This is a genomic window from Micromonospora sp. NPDC005171 (genome assembly GCF_040608575.1).
Lineage (GTDB): Bacteria > Actinomycetota > Actinomycetes > Mycobacteriales > Micromonosporaceae > Micromonospora.
In genome coordinates, this window is the sequence record NZ_JBEXIM010000004.1 from 171063 (window position 1) to 187212 (window position 16150).

The following is a 16150-nucleotide window of genomic DNA, read 5'->3' on the forward strand; positions in this document are numbered from 1 at the left end:
CGGAACCTCGCCTGTACGATGGCGCGTCGTGGCTGTGCCGGTGGTAGACCCTTCGCTGAATTCCGTTACCGACGCCGACCCGGCCGAGGCCGAGTCGACACGGCGGCCTCGACGCCGCCCGGCCCGAGCCGATTTGTTGGCCCTCGGAGCCTATGTGCTGCTGGGCGTCTTCGTCTGCCTCAACTACTGGGGTGACGTCAACGGCCGGGTCTCCTCGCACCTGCCCACCGACCACAGCTGGTTCGAGTGGCTGTTCGCGCACGGCGAGTACTCGGTGCGGCACCTGGAGAACCCGCTGTTCACGGCCCGTCAGAACGCCCCGGACGGGGTGAACATGATGGCCAACACCTCGCTGCTCGGGGTGACCCTGCCGCTGGCCCCGCTGACCATGCTGCTCGGCCCCCAGGTGATGTACGCGCTCTACCTGGGCGCGGCGCTGGCGGCCACCGCCGGCACCGGGTACTGGATGCTCTCCCGCCACCTGGTGCGCTCCCGGGCGGCGGCGTTCGTCGGCGGCGCGTTCCTCGGCTTCGCGCCGGGAATCATCCACCACGCCAACGGCCAGCCGAACTTCGTGTCCAACTTCCTGCTCCCGCTGATCGTGGTGCGGGTGCTGAGCCTGGGTGAGCCGGGGCGGTGGCGACGCAACGGGCTGGTGCTGGGTGCGCTGGTGGCGTACCAGATCTTCATCAACGAGGAGATGTTGCTGCTCACCGCGCTGGCCTGCCTGGTCATCGTGCTGGCGTACGCCGTGCAGCGGCCACGGGCCACCCGGGCCGCCGCCGGCACCTTCCTGGCCGGGCTCGGCGTCGCCGGCGGGCTGGCCCTGGTGCTGACCGCGTACCCGATCTGGTTCCAGTTCAACGGGCCGCAGTCCTACCGGGGTCTGCAGGGCGGCGTGTTCCACAACTGGGGCGAGGACCTGGTCGCCTTCGTGACCTTCGCCCGGGACACCTGGGCCGGTGACCCGGCCGTGGAGAAGACGATCGGCCTGACCGAGCAGAACACCTGGTTCGGTTGGCCGCTGGTGCTGCTCTCGGTGGTGGCTCTGGTGCTGCTCGTACGCCGCTCGCTGGCCACCCGGATCGTCGCGGTGCTCATCGTGGTGTTCAGCGTGGCCGCGATCGGGCCGTGGGTGCGCTTCAACGGCGAGGAGACCGGTATTCGCGGCCCGTGGTCGTACGTGTCGGACGACCTGCCGTTGGTCGAGATGATGATGCCGACCCGGTTGACGCTTGTGGTCGCCGCCGCGGTGGGCGTCCTGCTCGCGTTGACCTGGGACGCCGCGTACCGCCAGGGGCGCCCGGTGGCCGACCGGCCGCGGGTGCCGGCCCAGCGCGTGGGCGAAGCGACCCCGGCGACGTCCGACGAGCGGACCCCGGCCGCGCCGGTCGCGGCGCGCCGTCGGTGGCTGCGCCCGGTGGGGTACGCGGCGGTGGCCCTCGCCGTGCTGCCGCTCTTCCCCCGGCCGCTGCCCGCCCAGCAGATCGACCCGCCGCCGCACTTCATCACCGCTGGCGGCTGGCGGCCGTACGTGCCGGCGGGTCGAACCCTGGTGCCGGTGCCGATCCCGAGCAACGTGCACGGCCTGCCGACGCTGCGCTGGAATGCGCTGACCGGGCAGGAGTTCCCAGTGCCGGGCGGCTACTTCATCGGGCCGAACGAGCTGGGTGAGGGGGTCTTCGGCGCGCCGAACCGACCGACCAGCTCCCTCATCTACTCCACCATGGACAAAGGCGCGGTCCCGGCGCTGACCGACGAGAACCGCCGCCAGGCCGTCGAGGACCTGCGGTTCTGGCGGGCGTCGGTGGTGGTGCTCGGGGCGCACCCGCGCGAGGCGGTGCTCCGCGAACTGGTCACCGCCCTGCTCGGGCCGCCGCAGCGGGTCGACGACGTCTGGGTCTGGGACGTCCGCGCCCTGGTGGGTTAGTCGACCCGGTCCCGAACGTCCCACAACCATCCGCCGTCGACCGGTCGGCCCGGGCCGAGCAGGTCGTCGACGGTACGGCGGACCGGGTCACCGTGCTCCAGCTGACCGAGTACGACCACCGCGGCCCGCCAGTGCCGCAGGTCCTCGACGGCCCGGCTGCGGTCGGCGTCGGTGAGCACCGGCACCGCGCCGGTCTCGGCCACCTGCCGGAGCAGCACCGACGTGGGACGGTCCGGCGCGCCCCAGCGGGCCGCCGGATCGACCGGGCCGCTGGGGCCGATGAAGTACCCGCCCGGCGCCGCGAACCCCCGACCGGTGCGGGCCGACCAGAGCATCACCGGGCTACGCGCGGCACCGGTGACCGGCGGCACCGCGACCACCGTCCGACCGGGCGGCACCAGCGGACGCCAGCCGCCGGCAGCGATGAACGCCGGCACCGGTGCGACCGGCACCACGCGGATCGGCGTGGGAATCAGGGGCAGCAACGCGGCGGCGACCGCGCCGGCCCACAGCAACCGCACCGGTGGACCAGCCGCCACGTTCGGCCCGCGCACGGCCCGGACCCGGTCCACCGACAGCGCCACCAGCACACCCAGCACCGGTACGCAGATCAGCGCGAACCGCGCCGGCACCGCGAGATCGAGCAGCGGCACCCCGCCGACCAGCCGGTACGGTCCCGGGATCCCGGTAACTTCGCCGTCCACCCGCAGCTCGGCGCCGAGCGAGAGCAGGGCGAAGACCACGCCACACGCGGCCAGTGCCCGGACCAACGGTCGTCGCCACTGCCAGATCACGATCACCACGGCGAGCACCAGCAGACCCGGGCCGAAGAACGAGTTCTCCTCGGTCGGGTTCGGCGAGAGCAGCCCCGGCAGCCAGTCGTCGCCCAGCACGGTCTGCCGGGCCGACGCGGTGAACGAGGCGACGTCCAGTTGGAAACCCTGGGTGGCGAACGCCATCCCGGAGTAGTGCTGCGGGCCGTGGAACTGGAACCACAGCGGGTACGCCAGCGGCACCGCCGCCACGCCGGCAGCCACCGCGAGCCGGCCGAACAGGGCCGGCGCGAGCCGCCGCGCGGCCACCCGGTCGGCGAGCCCGTAACCCAGCGCGAAGACCCCGGCCGCGAGCACCAGGAAGACCAGCACCTCCTCGCCGATGAAGACCTGCCAGACGAGCAGCAGTCCCAGGCCGACGCCGGGCCGCCACACGTCGTGCCGCGTCGCGTCCGAGGCGGGCCGAAACACCAGGCCGAGGATCGCGGGTACCAGGAACTGGGCGGCGATGTGCAGATGGGCGCCCGCCTGAGCGATCATGCCCGGGGCGAAACCACAGATCAGCCCACCCACCGCGGCCGCGGCCCGGGTGCCGACCAGCCGGCGGCGCAGCAGCACGTACCAGGCGACGGCGGTCCCGGCGAGGCAGCAGACGACCGCCACACAGAACGCCACCTGTGAGCCGAAGAGCACTGTGACCGGGGTCAGCGGGACACCCAGGCCGAGCACCGAGGTGTTCGCCATCAGGTTGACCCCGTCGGGCGCGTTCAACCCGGTGCTGAAGAGCGGGTTCTCCCCCTCGACCACGGCATGGGCCGCATGGGCCAACATCCACTCGAAGAGGATCTGGTCACCCGCCTGGTGGAACAGCCGCCACGGGCGGCCCCACTGGCCGCTGGTCACCATGACGGCGAGGCCCAGATAGCCGGCCACCACCAGCGCGTCCCGCAGCCAGGCCGGACGGGAGGCGCCGACCGTCGCCGGGGACGAGGTGTTCGGGGACGTCGTCCCGGTGGTCATCAGACCGAGCGGTCGCTGAGCGCTCGGACGTCCCAGACCCAGACATCCAACTCCTGGCGGCCCGGGCCGACCAGTTCCTCGACCGTACGTCGCAGCGGCTCGGCGTTCTGCTGCCGCACCGGCAACACCAGGATCGCCGCCCGCCAGTGCCGCAGCTCGTCGGTGAAACGCCGACGCTGCCGGTCGTCCAACTTGGGCGTACGGCCGGTGGTCGCCACCTCCTCCAGCATCTGACCCACCCCGCTGGGACGGCCGCCGAACCGGCCCGCGTCACCGGTGTTGCCGTTACGGGGCGCGAGGAAGTAACCGCCGGGGATCTTGAAGTCGAGGTTGGTGGCCGCCGCCCAGCGCATGCCGTGCGTGTTGCCCATGCTGGGCACCGGAATCGGCACCAACGTCTGGTCCGGCCCGACGTACGCCCGCCAGCGGTCCGCCGTGATGAAGTCCGGCACCGGCGGCCGGGAGACCATCCGCAGCGGCATCGGTGCGATCGGCAGCAGCGCGAAGGCCAGGCCCGCGGCGGTGAGCACGCGGACGGTACGGCGGTCGGCCGGGCATAGCGCCCAGGCCCGCTCGACGGCGAGCGCCAGCAGCAGACCGATCACCACGCTCGTGATCAGCCCGAACCGGGTCGGCACCACCGCGTCCAGCAGCGGCAGGTGGACCAACCACTGCCACGGCCCGGTGACCAGCTCGCGGTCCCACCAGGAGACCCGCTCGCCAAGGGAGAGCACCGCGAAGAACACGCCGGTCACCGCGAGCGCCCGAACGATCAACTCCCGGCGCAGCCAGACCACGATGCCGATGGCCAGCATCGACAGGCTCCAACCGAAGAAGGCGTTCTCCTCGGAGTAGTTCGGCGCCAGATTGATGTTGGCGCGCTGGTTGCCGCCGAGGGTGGGCGAGCCGGGCGCGAAGAAGGCGGCGATGTCGTTGCCGTAGTCCCGCACCGCGTCGCTGAGCCCGTGGTAGGCCATCGGCCCGGCGAACTGCACGTAGAGCGGGTACGCCAGCAACGCCCCGGCCAGCAGCGCGCAGGTCAACACGCCGACGCCCAGGGGCCGCCACGCCGCCCGCCACCGGGCCGGCTCCTGAGCGAGCACCGCCAGCAGGAAGACACCGCAGGCCAGCGCCGTGAAGAGCAGGATCTCCTCGTTGATGAACGCCTGCGCGGTGACCAGCAGGGCGAGCAGAGCCCCGTCCCGAACCGGTTTTCCGGACCGGGTGAGCACCAGCACCCGCCACACGATGAACGGCAGCAGGAACTGGCTGATGATGTTCGGATGCCAACTGGCGTGCGAGAGCATCGCGGGCGAGAACCCGCAGAACCAGCCGCCGACCGCCGCCGCGAGCGGGGTACGCACCAGGTGGCGGGAGAGCATGAGGTACCAGGCCATGGCGGTGCCGGCGAGACCCAGCGTGACCAGCACCACGAAGGAGACCGCCGGCCCGAAGAGCAACGTCACCGGAACCATCGGGATGCCCAGCGCCAGCACGGCCGTGTTGGCCATCAGGTTGACGCCGTCCGGGTAGTTGAACTGCTCGGTGTAGAACGGGTATTCGCCGTGCAGCACCACGCGTACCGAGTGAGCGAGGAAGAACTGCACCTGGGCCGGGTCGCCGGTGTAGAGCGAGGCCACCCGGCCGGACGGGTCCAACCAGATCCGGCTGGTCACCCAGAGCGCGGCGAGCAGGAACAGCCCGCCCACCGCCAGGTGCTGCCGACGCCGGGTCCACCGACGCCACCGCGCCGGCACCGCGCTCTCCGTCGACGCCACGGGCTCGGCCGGCGCTGCGGGCTCGACCGGCGCTGCGGGCTCGGCCGGCGCCACGCTCTCGGCCGGCACCTCGGGCTCGGCTGGTTTCGTGGTGGGGGCGGTCAGCGCGGGCGGGCCGGCGAAGAGGCCGGCCGGTGTGCGGTAGCTCACCAGCTCGGCGGAATCGACTGCCGCCTCCGTGTGCGGCGCGGGCAGGGCGCGGGACTCGGCAGGCGTCACAGTCGGCGGAGTCTACCGGAGCAACCAAAACGCCCTAAACCCCCGGTGGCGTCCATTGTGGTACGTCGGGCGCCGGCCAACTGAGGCGGCGCACCGGACATCTCGTACTATGGCGCTTTCCGACAGCGACGGCGAGGCGATCGGGGGCGGGCCAGGTGACTCCAGGCCGTCGGTACGGCAGGGTGCTTCCCGTCCTGCTGAGCGCGCTGCTGGCCAGCACAGCGTGCGGTCCGGTAGCTGAGCGGAAGCCGCAGGACCTGCGGGTCGGGTACGACAGCCTGGACGGCACCCTCGCCGTGTGGCCGCCCCGCGGCGACCTCTCCGGGGACGCCAGGGCGACGGCGGCGGTCACCGCGGCGGTCCGCGGCTGGCGGTCGCCGGCCGACGACCGCGCGCACCTGCCCTCGTCCGGCATCCTCTTCTCCGGTCGGGTCGACGGCACCCCGATGGCGCTGGTGGCCGCCGACGTGCCCGGCGAGAGCGCGTCCTGGCTGCTGCAACTGACGCGCGAGGGCGACCGGTACGCGGTGACCCGCGCCACCGAATACACCGACCCGGGTTACCTCGTCTACTCCGACGTGCTGCCGGTGCAGACGGCCCGCGGCCGGCGCTACCTGGTCTCGGCCCGGGTGCAGACCCTCCTCGGGCCACAGGACCGGACGTTGGCCGTCGCGGACGGCCTCAGCGCACCTGTCGACGTGCCGTCCTGCACGGCCGTCGGGGTGACCGCCACCCTGCGAACCACGGAGTCGCTGCCCCGTGGGCGGGCCGCCGACCGGCTACTCGACCTGGGTACCGGCACCACCGATCCGCGCTATCCGCTGGTCCGCGACGAGTCCGGCACGGGCCGGCGGGCGCTCACCGGCCTGGACACCTGCGTGCTGGCCGGCGATCGGGGCCCGTTCGGCAGCATCCCGCGCCGGATCGGGGACCGGGACGCCCCACGCTCGGTGCCGACCTCCTGGCCGATGGCGAAGCTCACCGTGCGTTCGCTCGGCGCAGTCGCTCTCGGCGGCGGGGAGCCGGCCGAGTTGCAGCAGCTCAGCTGGGACACCGATGCCGGCGCGATGACCGCGGTCATCTATCGACCGGCCGACGGGAGCGCGCCGGTGGTCTCACCCGCCGACCGGGCCACCCCGTTGCAGGCGTACCAACTGCCGGTGCCCGGTCAGCCGCTGGTGGTGCTGAGCTGGCGGGCCACCCGGGACAGCTCCCTGTCCGTCCCACCGGGCACTCCCCTGCTGGTGGAGCGCCCCGGCCTGGTGGTCGTCCCCAACCCGTCCCGCTCCCAGACCTACAGCCTCGCCAACACCGACAAGACCCACTACCGCTCAATCTCCCCCCGCTAGCCCCCGGGCAGCGGGGCGACAGCGTTGGGATGGATACACGACGGCGGGCGTCCCGAGGGACGCCCGCCGTCGTTCGTTCTCGTCAGTTCTGTGCGGCCGCGTCGCTGGGGGTGAGGCGGTCCGGGGTGGCGTCCAGGCCGGAGATCCAGCCGGTGACGTTGCGCGCCACGTCCTGGGCGGTCAGGCCCAGGTCGGCGAGGATCTGCGCGCGGGTGCCGTGCGGGTGCCAGTCGGCCGGCACGCCCAGGTCCTTGAGCGGCACCCGGACGTCGGCGTCGCGCATCGCCTGGGCGAGCGCGTCGCCCACCCCGCCGACCCGGACGCCGTCCTCGACGCTGACCACGAGCCGGTGGCGGGCGGCCAGGTCGACCAGCTCCGCCGGGACCGGGCGCACCCAGCGGGGGTCGACGACGGTGACCCCGTAGCCCTGCTCGGCGACCCGGGCGGCCACCTCCATGCCCATCTGGCCGAAGGAGCCGACCGCGACGAGCAGCACGTCGGTACGGGCGGACTCGGCCAGCACGTCGACCGGGCCGACCCGGCGCAGCGCCGGCAGGTCCGCGGCGACCGCACCGGTCGGGAACCGCACCACTGTCGGTCCGTCGTCGACGGCCACTGCCTCGCGCAGCTCCTCCCGCAGGGTGGCGGCGTCCCGGGGAGCGGCGATCCGCAGCCCCGGTACCACCCCGAAGACCGACATGTCCCAGATGCCGTAGTGGCTCGGCCCGTCCGGGCCGGTGATGCCCGCCCGGTCCAGCACGAAGGTCACCGGCAGCTTGTGCATCGCCACGTCCAGCAGGACCTGGTCGAAGGCGCGGTTGAGGAAGGTGGCGTAGACCGCGACCACCGGGTGCAGGCCGCCGAGCGCCAGACCGGCCGCCGAGGTGGCCGCGTGCTGCTCGGCGATGCCCACGTCGTACACCCGCTCGGGGTACTTGCGGGCCAGCTTGGCGATGCCTGTCGGCTCGGCCATCGCGGCGGTGATGCCCACCACGTCCGGGCGCTCGTCGGCGACGGCGAGCAGCTCGTCGGCGAAGACGTGCGTCCACTTCACCGCCGGGGCGGCCAGCAGGGCGCCGGTCTCCACGTCGAAGGCGCCGCCGGGACCGTGCAGGCAGTCCGCCTCGTCCTCCTCGGCGGGACGGTAGCCGTAGCCCTTGCGGGTGACCGCGTGCACGATGACCGGGCCGCCGAAGTTCTTCGCCGCGCGCAGCGCCGCCTCGACCGCCGCCACGTCGTGCCCGTCCACCGGGCCCACGTACTTGATGCCGAGGTCCTCGAACATGGCCTGCGGGGCGACCGCGTCCTTGATGCCCTTCTTGACGGCGTGCAGCACCTCGTACATGGGCTTGCCAACCAGCGGGGTGGAGCCGAGGGCGTCCTTGACGGTGTCGAGGACCTTCTCGTAGCCCGGGTTGAGGCGCAGCGAGGAGAGGTGGTCGGCCAGGCCGCCGATGGTGGGCGAGTACGACCGGCCGTTGTCGTTGACCACGATGACCAGCGAGTTGCCGGCGGTGGCGATGTTGTTCAGCGCCTCCCAGCACATGCCGCCGGTGAGCGCGCCGTCGCCGACCACTGCCACGACGCTGCGCGCCTCGCCCCGGAGGGCGTACGCCTTGGCGAGGCCGTCGGCGTAGGACAGCGCGGTGGAAGCGTGCGAGTTCTCGATGAGGTCGTGCTCGCTCTCCGCCTGGCTGGGGTAGCCGGAGAGGCCACCGCGCTGGCGGAGCTTGTCGAAGCCGGCCTGACGCCCGGTAATGATCTTGTGTACGTACGCCTGGTGGCCGGTGTCGAACAGGAGCCGGTCCCGGGGGGAATCGAAGACGCGATGCATGGCGAGCGTCAGCTCGACCACACCGAGGTTGGGTCCGACGTGCCCGCCGGTGCGGGAGACCTTGGCGATCAGGAAGTCCCGGATCTCGGCGGCGAGGACGTCCAGTTCCTCGCTCGACATCCGCTTGACGTCCTGCGGACCGCGAACCGTCCCCAGCAGCCGGCCGTGGTTGGCCGTGTCCTCTTCAACGCTCATGACCGGAGAGTCTATCGGCCGCCCGGCACTCCGCAGCCCGGCCCGAGCCACCCGCACCCCGCTGCGGTCACCGGGTGAGGACTGAGCAGCTGGTCAGACACCCGGCGCCCGAGCGGGGTCCACGAGCCGAGCACCTCGGGCGCCCGCGCCCCCTCGCCGCGCCGGAGCGAGGACGGCCCACCGTCCTGCCGTAGCGTTGAAGGGTGACTGAGCCTGAACGGCTGAACGATCGCGAGCGGCGCGCCTGGTTCGGCTTCCTGACCATGCAGGAGGACGTCCGGCGGCACATGAACCGCCAGTTGCTCCGCGACGCGGGGATCTCTCTCGCGGATTTCGCCGTTCTGAGCAGTCTGCGGCTCCATCGGGAGGGATCGATGCGGGTATTCGAGCTGCGGGAGGTCCTACGGTGGGAGAAGACGCGCCTCACCCACCAGATATCCCGCATGATCCGCCGGGGCCTGCTGGAGCGCCGCAGCTCCGACGATGATGCTCGGGGGACCTACATCACGCTCACCGGGGAAGGGCGCACGGTGATCGACCGGGCGACTCCCCTGCACCTGCGGTACGTACGGGAGGTTTTCCTCGACGTGCTGAGCCCTCGGCAGCTCGACACCCTGGCCGTGGTGTCCGAGTCGGTGCTGGACAACCTCAAGGACGACCCCTTCGAGGAATGAGGGCCTGCCCCTCACTTCGGTGACCCATCACCCGTGCCGTCGTCCTGATTGTTGACGCATTGCCCCACTCCCGCGCTCACCCGAGGAGACAACCTGGCGCGACCGTCGGGAACCGGGGTTTGAGCAACCACCTGATTCGGTGATGTGTCACCTGACATTAATAGGTGACGCGTCACCCTTTGCTGGCTACCGTTCGATCACGGCCCCACGGCCGGAGCCGCAAACCACCCAACGGGAAGAAGAGCGGTCACATGTCCAACGCCGCCAAGCTCGCACCGGTCCACCACTCCTCGACCAGCACCGGCACGCAGATCCCCCGGACGACGGCCACCGCAGCCGAGGCCACAGGGGCCGAGGTGCGGGTGCGCAAGGTCGCCGCTGCCCTCAGGCAGGCAAGGAACACGCCTCTGCGGCTGCCGCTGGGCAACGAGACCCTGGACCGTCTCAACGCCGCCGCGCAGCAGACGCAGGACGAGCGGGCCGCCTGGGAGTCCGTCAGCCGGGGCACCGACTTCACCGAATGAGACCACCCGCATCTCGGGTGCGAGAGACAGGAGGACTCGCCATGGGGCGAGTAGCAGGAAAGACGGCAGTGGTCACCGGCGGCGCGATGGGAATGGGTGCCGCCACCGTACGCCGGCTCGTCGCCGAGGGCGCCAACGTGGTCATCGCCGACGTGAACGTCGCCGAGGCCGAGGCCCTCGCCGCCGAACTCGGGCCGACGGCAGTCGTCGAGAAGCTCGACGTCCGCTTCCCGCAGCAGTGGACCGACCTCGTTCACAGGACGGAGCAGCGGTTCGGCAGCGTCGACATCCTCGTCAACAACGCAGGCATCGCCGATCCCGCTCCGTTGGAGCAGTGGGACGTGGCGCGGCTGCAGCGCACGCTGGACGTGAACCTCATCGGCGTCTTCAACGGCATCCAGGCCGTGACCCCGGCGATGAAGCGGGCCGGTGGCGGCTCGATCGTCAACATCGGCTCCGTGGGCGCCCTTATGGGAGTCCCCCAGATGTCCGGGTACGTCGTGTCCAAGTGGGCCGTGCGCGGTCTCACGAAGACCACCGCCCTGGAGTTGGGCGCGTACGGGATCCGGGTGAACGCGGTTCACCCCGGTCAGACCAACACCCCGATGACGAAGGGAGTCACCTTCGACACCCGAAATGTCGCGCTGGGGCGTGTCGGGGAACCCGACGACATCGCCCGTGCGGTGCTCTTTTTCGCCAGCGACGACGCGCAGTTCGTCACCGGCAGCGAAGTGGCCGCCGACGGCGGGCAGGCCGCCGGCCAGGCCGACTACCAGGGCCTACCCCAGTAGGCGGCGGAGTCGGCCACCCCCGAGCGTCGGGGGGTGAGCGCTGAACACACCGCCGACGCCATGGTGCCGCCGCCGTCCCGCCGGGCCGGCCGGCGCACGCCCACAGCGATCGTCGACGACCCGATCCCGAGTCGTCGACGCTCGCGGAGCGCTGTCAGCTGATGGTCTGCGACTCGGGGACCAGCAGCCCGACCTGCTCGACGTGCTGCGTCATCGGGAACAGGTCGAACCCGCGCAGCGACGCCAGCCGCCAACCGAGGTCGGCGAAGGTCCGCACGTCCCGGGCGAAGGCGGCCGGGTCACAGGCCACGTACGCGACCGCCCGCGGGCCGGCGGCGACCAGCGCGCGCACCACCGGGGCGCCCGCCCCGGAGCGCGGCGGGTCGAGCACCACCACGTCGACCGGGCCGGTGATCCGTCGGCGGGCCAGCGCGGTCTCCACCCGGGCCGACACCACCTCCACCTTGGGTAGGTCGGCGAGGTTCTCCCGGGCGGCGGCGACACCTTGCGCCGCCGCTTCGACAAGGGTCACCCGCCCGGTCGCGCCGACCCGTGCGGCCAGCCCGGCGGCGAACAGCCCAGCGCCGCCGTAGAGGTCCCAGGCGACCTCACCCGGCTGCGGGTCCAGCAACTCCAGCACCGCCGCGGAGAGGGCGTCCGCAGCGGCCGGGTGCACCTGCCAGAACGCGGACGCCGGCAGTGCCCAGTCCCGTCCGGCGGCGACCTCGCGGACCTCGGTCGGGCCACTGACCGGGGTGGGCACCCCGTCACGGATCTCCGTGACGGTCACGTCCCCGCCGGTGCTGGCGACGGTCTCCACCGCCTCGGCGGCCGGCCAGCGCGCACCGCTGGGGGTCAGCACCGGCAGCTGCTGGATGGCCGGGTGGGCGATCCGGCAGCGGTCGATCGGCACCACCTCGTGCGAGCGGTGCTTGAGCAGGCCGGCCCGGTCCGCGGCGTCGACCGCGTAGCGGACCCGGGAGCGCCAGCCGAGCAGCCCACCGGGCAGCGCCTCGACGGCGACGCCGAGCCGGTCCAGCTCGACGTCGGTCAGCCCCCCGAGGCGGACCAACTGCTCGCGGACCACGGCGGTCTTCCAGGCCAGCTGCGCGGCCGGGGCGACGTGCTGAAGGTCGCAGCCACCGCAGGCACCCGGCTTCGCGTACGGGCAGGGCGGCTCGACCCGGTCCGGTGAGGGCTCCAGCACGGTCACCGCGTCGGCCCGGACGAACCCCCGGTGCACCTCGGTGACCTCGGCGATGACCCGTTCACCGGGCAGCGCGTGCCGGACGAAGACCACCTGCCCGTCCACCCGCGCCACACAGTGCCCCCCGGGGGCGACGGCGTCGACGGTCAGCTCGACCCGGTCCGCCTCGGCCGGGCCCCGCTCGAACGCCGACGAGGCCGACGCCGACGGCGTCCGGGGTGAAGCGGTCCGCTGACCGCCCGACTCAGTCACGGCTGTTCCCCGTCGTTCCGCTGCTCTCGGGCCCACCCTCGCCGGGCGCTGGGGCCGCCGGCGGGGCGGCGACCAGCGGCGGCACGGTGCTCCGTGGCCCCCGCGCCGGGGTCCGGGACAGTGTGGCGTCCAGCCGGTCCAGGTTCTTGCTCGCTGTCGACGCGAGCTGCCACGGCACGCTGACCACCATCACCCCCGGTTCGAAGAGCAGCCGGCCCTTGAGGCGCAGCGCGCTCTGGTTGTGCAGCAGGTTCTCCCACCAACGGCCGACCACGTACTCCGGGATGAACACGGTGACCACGTCCCGGGGCGACTTGCGGCGGGTGGAGGCGACGAAGTCCAGGATCGGCCGGGTGATCTCCCGGTACGGCGAGTCGATCACGGTGAGGGGGATGGCCATCTCCCGGCGCTCCCAGTCGGCCTGCAGGTCCCGGGTGTCCTTCTCGTCCACGTTGACGGTCACCGCGGTGAGCGTGTCCGGCCGGGTGGCGCGGGCGTAGGCGATGGCCCGCAGCGTCGGCTGGTGCAGTTTGCTGACCAGCACGATCGCGTGGTTGCGGGCGGGCAGCACGGCCCGGCCCTCGTCCGGCGGGGTCAGCTCGACGGCGATCCGGTCGTAGTGCCGGCGGATCGCCAGCATCAGCACGTAGATCACCGCCATCGCGGCGATCGCGATCCAGGCGCCGAGCAGGAACTTGGTGATCAGGACGATCACCAGCACCGCGCCGGTCAGGCCCGCGCCGAACGTGTTGATGGCCCGTGACCGGTACATCCGGCGGCGCGCTTCCGGGTCCCGCTCGGTGCGCAGGTGCCGGTTCCAGTGCCGGATCATGCCGGCCTGGGAGACGGTGAACGAGACGAAGACCCCGACGATGTAGAGCTGGATGAGTCGGGTCACCTCGGCCTGGAAGCCGACGATCAGCACGATCGCGAAGAGGGCGAGGAAGACGATGCCGTTGGAGAACGCCAGCCGGTCACCCCGGGTGTGGAACTGGCGGGGCAGGTAGCGGTCCTGGGCGAGGATCGAGCCGAGCACCGGGAAGCCGTTGAACGCGGTGTTCGCGGCCAGGAAGAGGATCAGGGCGGTCATCCCGGCCACCACGTAGAGCAGGATCGACCCGGAACCGAAGACCGTCTCCCCGAGCTGGGTGGTGACCGTCTTCTGCACGTACCCCTCGGGGCCGGAGACGATCTGCAGGCTCGGATCCTCGACGAACTGCAGGTGGGTCAGTCGGGACAGCCAAATGATCCCGACCAGCATGCTCACCGAGATGCTGCCGAGCAGCAGCAGGGTGGTGGCCGCGTTGCGGCTCTTCGGCGCCTTGAACGCCGGCACGCCGTTGGAGATCGCCTCGACGCCGGTGAGCGCGGCGGCGCCCGAGCTGAACGTGCGCAGCAGCAGGAAGATGAGCGCGAAACCGGTCACGCTGTGCTCGGCCTGGATCACCAGGTCGGCGCTCGGCGCGCGGAGCTGGTCACCCATGACGAAGACCCGGAACAGCCCGGTGAGCAGCATCCCGCCCATCACGATCACGAACCCGTAGGTGGGGATGGCGAACGCCGTGCCCGACTCGCGCAGCCCACGCAGGTTGACAGCGCTCAGCAGGACCACCGCGCTCACCGCGATCAGGACCTTGTGGGTGGCCACGAACGGCACCACGGACCCCAGGTTGGCCACCCCGGAGGAGACCGACACCGCCACAGTGAGCACGTAGTCGACCAGCAACGCGCTGGCCACCCCGACGCCGAACTTCGGCCCCAGGTTGACAGTGGCCACCTCGTAGTCGCCGCCACCGGACGGGTAGGCGTGCACGTTCTGCCGGTAGCTCGCCACCACGGTGAGCATGACCACGACCACGGCCAGCGCGATCCACGGCGAGAAGACGTACGCGGAGGCACCGGCGATGGAGAGGGTCAGCAGGATCTCGTCAGGCGCGTACGCGACGCTGGACAGGGCGTCGGAGGCGAACACGGGCAGCGCGATGCGCTTCGGCAGGAGGGTGTGCTGGAGCCGGTCGGACCGGAACGGTCGACCGAGCAGAAGCCGCTTCAGCAGCGAGGTGGGACTGGCCACGAACGCCAAGAGTACGACCACCTCTGCGGGAGCGCGGGGGTGGGCGATCACCGCTGCTCGCGACGGCGGGGTACGGTCGGTCCCCGCTCGCGACCGGGACGTGGCAGGCTCGCACTCGAAGGCCACCGGCAGTGGGAGTGGTACGCACCTTGGGAGGGACAGCGTGCACGTCGTGATCATGGGATGTGGTCGGGTCGGCTCGACCCTCGCCCACAGCCTGGAGTCCCGAGGGCACTCGGTGGCGGTGATCGACCAGGACGCCGACGCCTTCCGCCGGCTCGGCCCCGACTTCGCCGGGATCACGGTGACCGGGGCCGGTTTCGACGGCGAAGTGCTCCGGCAGGCCGGCATCGAGCGCGCTGACGCTTTCGCGGCCGTGTCGAGCGGCGACAACTCCAACATCATCTCGGCCCGGCTGGCCCGCGAGACGTTCGGCGTGTCCCGGGTCGCCGCGCGCATCTACGACCAGCGCCGGGCGCAGGTCTACGAGCGGCTGGGCATCCCCACAGTGGCGACCGTGCGGTGGACGGCGGACCGGATGCTGCGACACCTGGTGCCGGAGGGCAACGTGGAGATCTTCCGCGACCCCACGAGCACGGTGTCGATCGTCGAGGTGCCCGTACACAAGGACTGGATCGGCCGACCGGTGCGGGCGCTGGAGGACGCGACCGGGGCGCGGGTGGCCTACCTGATCCGCTTCGGCATCGGCACGCTGCCCACCGGCTCCACAGTCCTGCAGGAGGGCGACCAGGTGTTCATGCTGGTCAGCGATGACATCGTGGCGACGGTCACGTCGGTGGCGGCGACGCCGCCGGAAGGAGGGCACTGAGCCATGCGGGTCGCCATCGCGGGCGCGGGCAACGTGGGCCGCTCGATCGCCCAGGAGCTGATCGACAACGGCCACCAGGTGATGCTGATCGAGCGCCAACCCAAGATGCTGCGCCCGGACCGGGTGCCGGCCGCCGACTGGGTGCTGGCCGACGCGTGCGAGCTGACCAGCCTGGAGGAGGCCGATGTCGCCGGATGCGACGTGGTGGTCGCAGCGACCGGCGACGACAAGACCAACCTGGTGCTGTCGCTGTTGGCCAAGACCGAGTTCGCGGTGCCCCGGGTGGTCGCCCGGGTCAACCGGGCCGAGAACGAGTGGTTGTTCACCGAGCAGTGGGGCGTGGACGTCGCGGTGAGCAAGCCACGGGTGATGGCCGCGCTCGTCGAGGAGGCGGTCACCGTCGGCGACCTGGTCCGGCTGATGACCTTCCGACAGGGGGAGGCGAACCTCGTCGAGATCACCCTGCCGCCGACCGCCCCCTACGTGGGTCAGCCGATCCACGCCGTGCCGCTGCCCCGCGACTCCGCCCTGGTGGCGATCCTGCGCGGCAAGCGGGTCCTGGTGCCCAGCCCGGACGACCCGATCGAGGCCGGCGACGAGCTGATCTTCGTCTGCACCGCCGAGGTGGAGGACGATGTCCGCGCGGTGATCCTCGGGCCGGACAGCGTCGAACGGACCCGCGGCTCACGCTGACCCCCGGC

Annotated in this window: 13 protein-coding genes; 8 read left to right on the forward strand and 5 right to left on the reverse strand. The window is 72.0% G+C overall.

Annotation, left to right across the window (positions count from 1 at the left end; translation table 11 throughout):
• Window positions 1-40: 40 nt before the first annotated feature.
• The gene (locus ABZU74_RS09095; RefSeq protein WP_355420521.1) at window positions 41-1930 is read left to right on the forward strand and encodes a hypothetical protein; all 1890 of its coding nucleotides are present in this window, start codon (window positions 41-43) and stop codon (window positions 1928-1930) included.
• On the opposite strand, the gene ABZU74_RS09100 is transcribed toward ABZU74_RS09095, so the two are convergent.
• Together ABZU74_RS09100 and ABZU74_RS09105 are read right to left on the reverse strand one after the other, a co-directional pair.
• Window positions 1927-3723: a hypothetical protein gene (locus ABZU74_RS09100; protein WP_355420145.1), complete on the reverse strand. Its 1797-nt coding sequence runs from the start codon at window positions 3721-3723 to the stop codon at window positions 1927-1929. The genes ABZU74_RS09095 and ABZU74_RS09100 overlap by 4 nt on opposite strands.
• Window positions 3723-5606, reverse strand: coding sequence for a hypothetical protein (locus tag ABZU74_RS09105; protein ID WP_355420524.1), 1884 nt, complete (start codon window positions 5604-5606; stop codon window positions 3723-3725). The genes ABZU74_RS09100 and ABZU74_RS09105 overlap by 1 nt, the downstream gene beginning before the upstream one ends.
• A gap of 296 nt (window positions 5607-5902) precedes the next feature.
• Between ABZU74_RS09105 and ABZU74_RS09110 the strand changes: the two genes are divergently transcribed.
• The gene (locus ABZU74_RS09110) at window positions 5903-7069 is read left to right on the forward strand and encodes a hypothetical protein (protein ID WP_355420527.1); all 1167 of its coding nucleotides are present in this window, start codon (window positions 5903-5905) and stop codon (window positions 7067-7069) included.
• Window positions 7070-7151: 82 nt separating this feature from the next.
• Here the strand turns inward: ABZU74_RS09110 and dxs are convergent, their stop codons facing one another.
• Window positions 7152-9098 (reverse strand): 1-deoxy-D-xylulose-5-phosphate synthase, encoded by a 1947-nt coding sequence (gene dxs / locus ABZU74_RS09115; RefSeq protein WP_355420148.1) that lies wholly within the window; start codon window positions 9096-9098, stop codon window positions 7152-7154.
• 203 nt (window positions 9099-9301) lie between these two features.
• Between dxs and ABZU74_RS09120 the strand changes: the two genes are divergently transcribed.
• The 4 genes from ABZU74_RS09120 (at window position 9302) to ABZU74_RS09135 (ending at window position 11249) form a co-directional block, all read left to right on the forward strand.
• Window positions 9302-9772 carry a MarR family transcriptional regulator gene (locus ABZU74_RS09120; RefSeq protein WP_355420151.1) on the forward strand — a complete coding sequence of 157 codons (471 nt, stop codon included), beginning with the start codon at window positions 9302-9304 and terminating at the stop codon, window positions 9770-9772.
• Between the two features lie 251 nt (window positions 9773-10023).
• Window positions 10024-10296 carry a hypothetical protein gene (locus ABZU74_RS09125; protein WP_355420154.1) on the forward strand — a complete coding sequence of 91 codons (273 nt, stop codon included), beginning with the start codon at window positions 10024-10026 and terminating at the stop codon, window positions 10294-10296.
• A 41-nt stretch (window positions 10297-10337) separates the two neighbouring features.
• Entirely contained in the window at window positions 10338-11087 is a 750-nt protein-coding gene (locus ABZU74_RS09130; protein ID WP_355420157.1) for a glucose 1-dehydrogenase, read from the forward strand.
• Window positions 11088-11120: 33 nt separating this feature from the next.
• Window positions 11121-11249, forward strand: a complete 129-nt coding sequence (locus ABZU74_RS09135; protein ID WP_355420160.1) for a hypothetical protein — start codon at window positions 11121-11123, stop codon at window positions 11247-11249.
• Here the strand turns inward: ABZU74_RS09135 and ABZU74_RS09140 are convergent.
• Window positions 11242-12444, reverse strand: coding sequence for a TRAM domain-containing protein (locus tag ABZU74_RS09140; RefSeq protein ID WP_355420530.1), 1203 nt, complete (start codon window positions 12442-12444; stop codon window positions 11242-11244). The genes ABZU74_RS09135 and ABZU74_RS09140 overlap by 8 nt on opposite strands.
• A gap of 94 nt (window positions 12445-12538) precedes the next feature.
• The gene (locus ABZU74_RS09145; RefSeq protein WP_355420162.1) at window positions 12539-14620 is read right to left on the reverse strand and encodes an APC family permease; all 2082 of its coding nucleotides are present in this window, start codon (window positions 14618-14620) and stop codon (window positions 12539-12541) included.
• A 163-nt stretch (window positions 14621-14783) separates the two neighbouring features.
• On the opposite strand from ABZU74_RS09145, the gene ABZU74_RS09150 reads away from it, so the two are divergent.
• Both ABZU74_RS09150 and ABZU74_RS09155 read left to right on the forward strand, forming a co-directional pair.
• A complete protein-coding gene (locus ABZU74_RS09150; protein WP_355420165.1) occupies window positions 14784-15449 on the forward strand; it encodes a TrkA family potassium uptake protein in 666 nt (221 codons plus the stop codon).
• A 3-nt stretch (window positions 15450-15452) separates the two neighbouring features.
• Window positions 15453-16142, forward strand: coding sequence for a TrkA family potassium uptake protein (locus tag ABZU74_RS09155; protein WP_355420168.1), 690 nt, complete (start codon window positions 15453-15455; stop codon window positions 16140-16142).
• Window positions 16143-16150 lie beyond the last annotated feature (8 nt).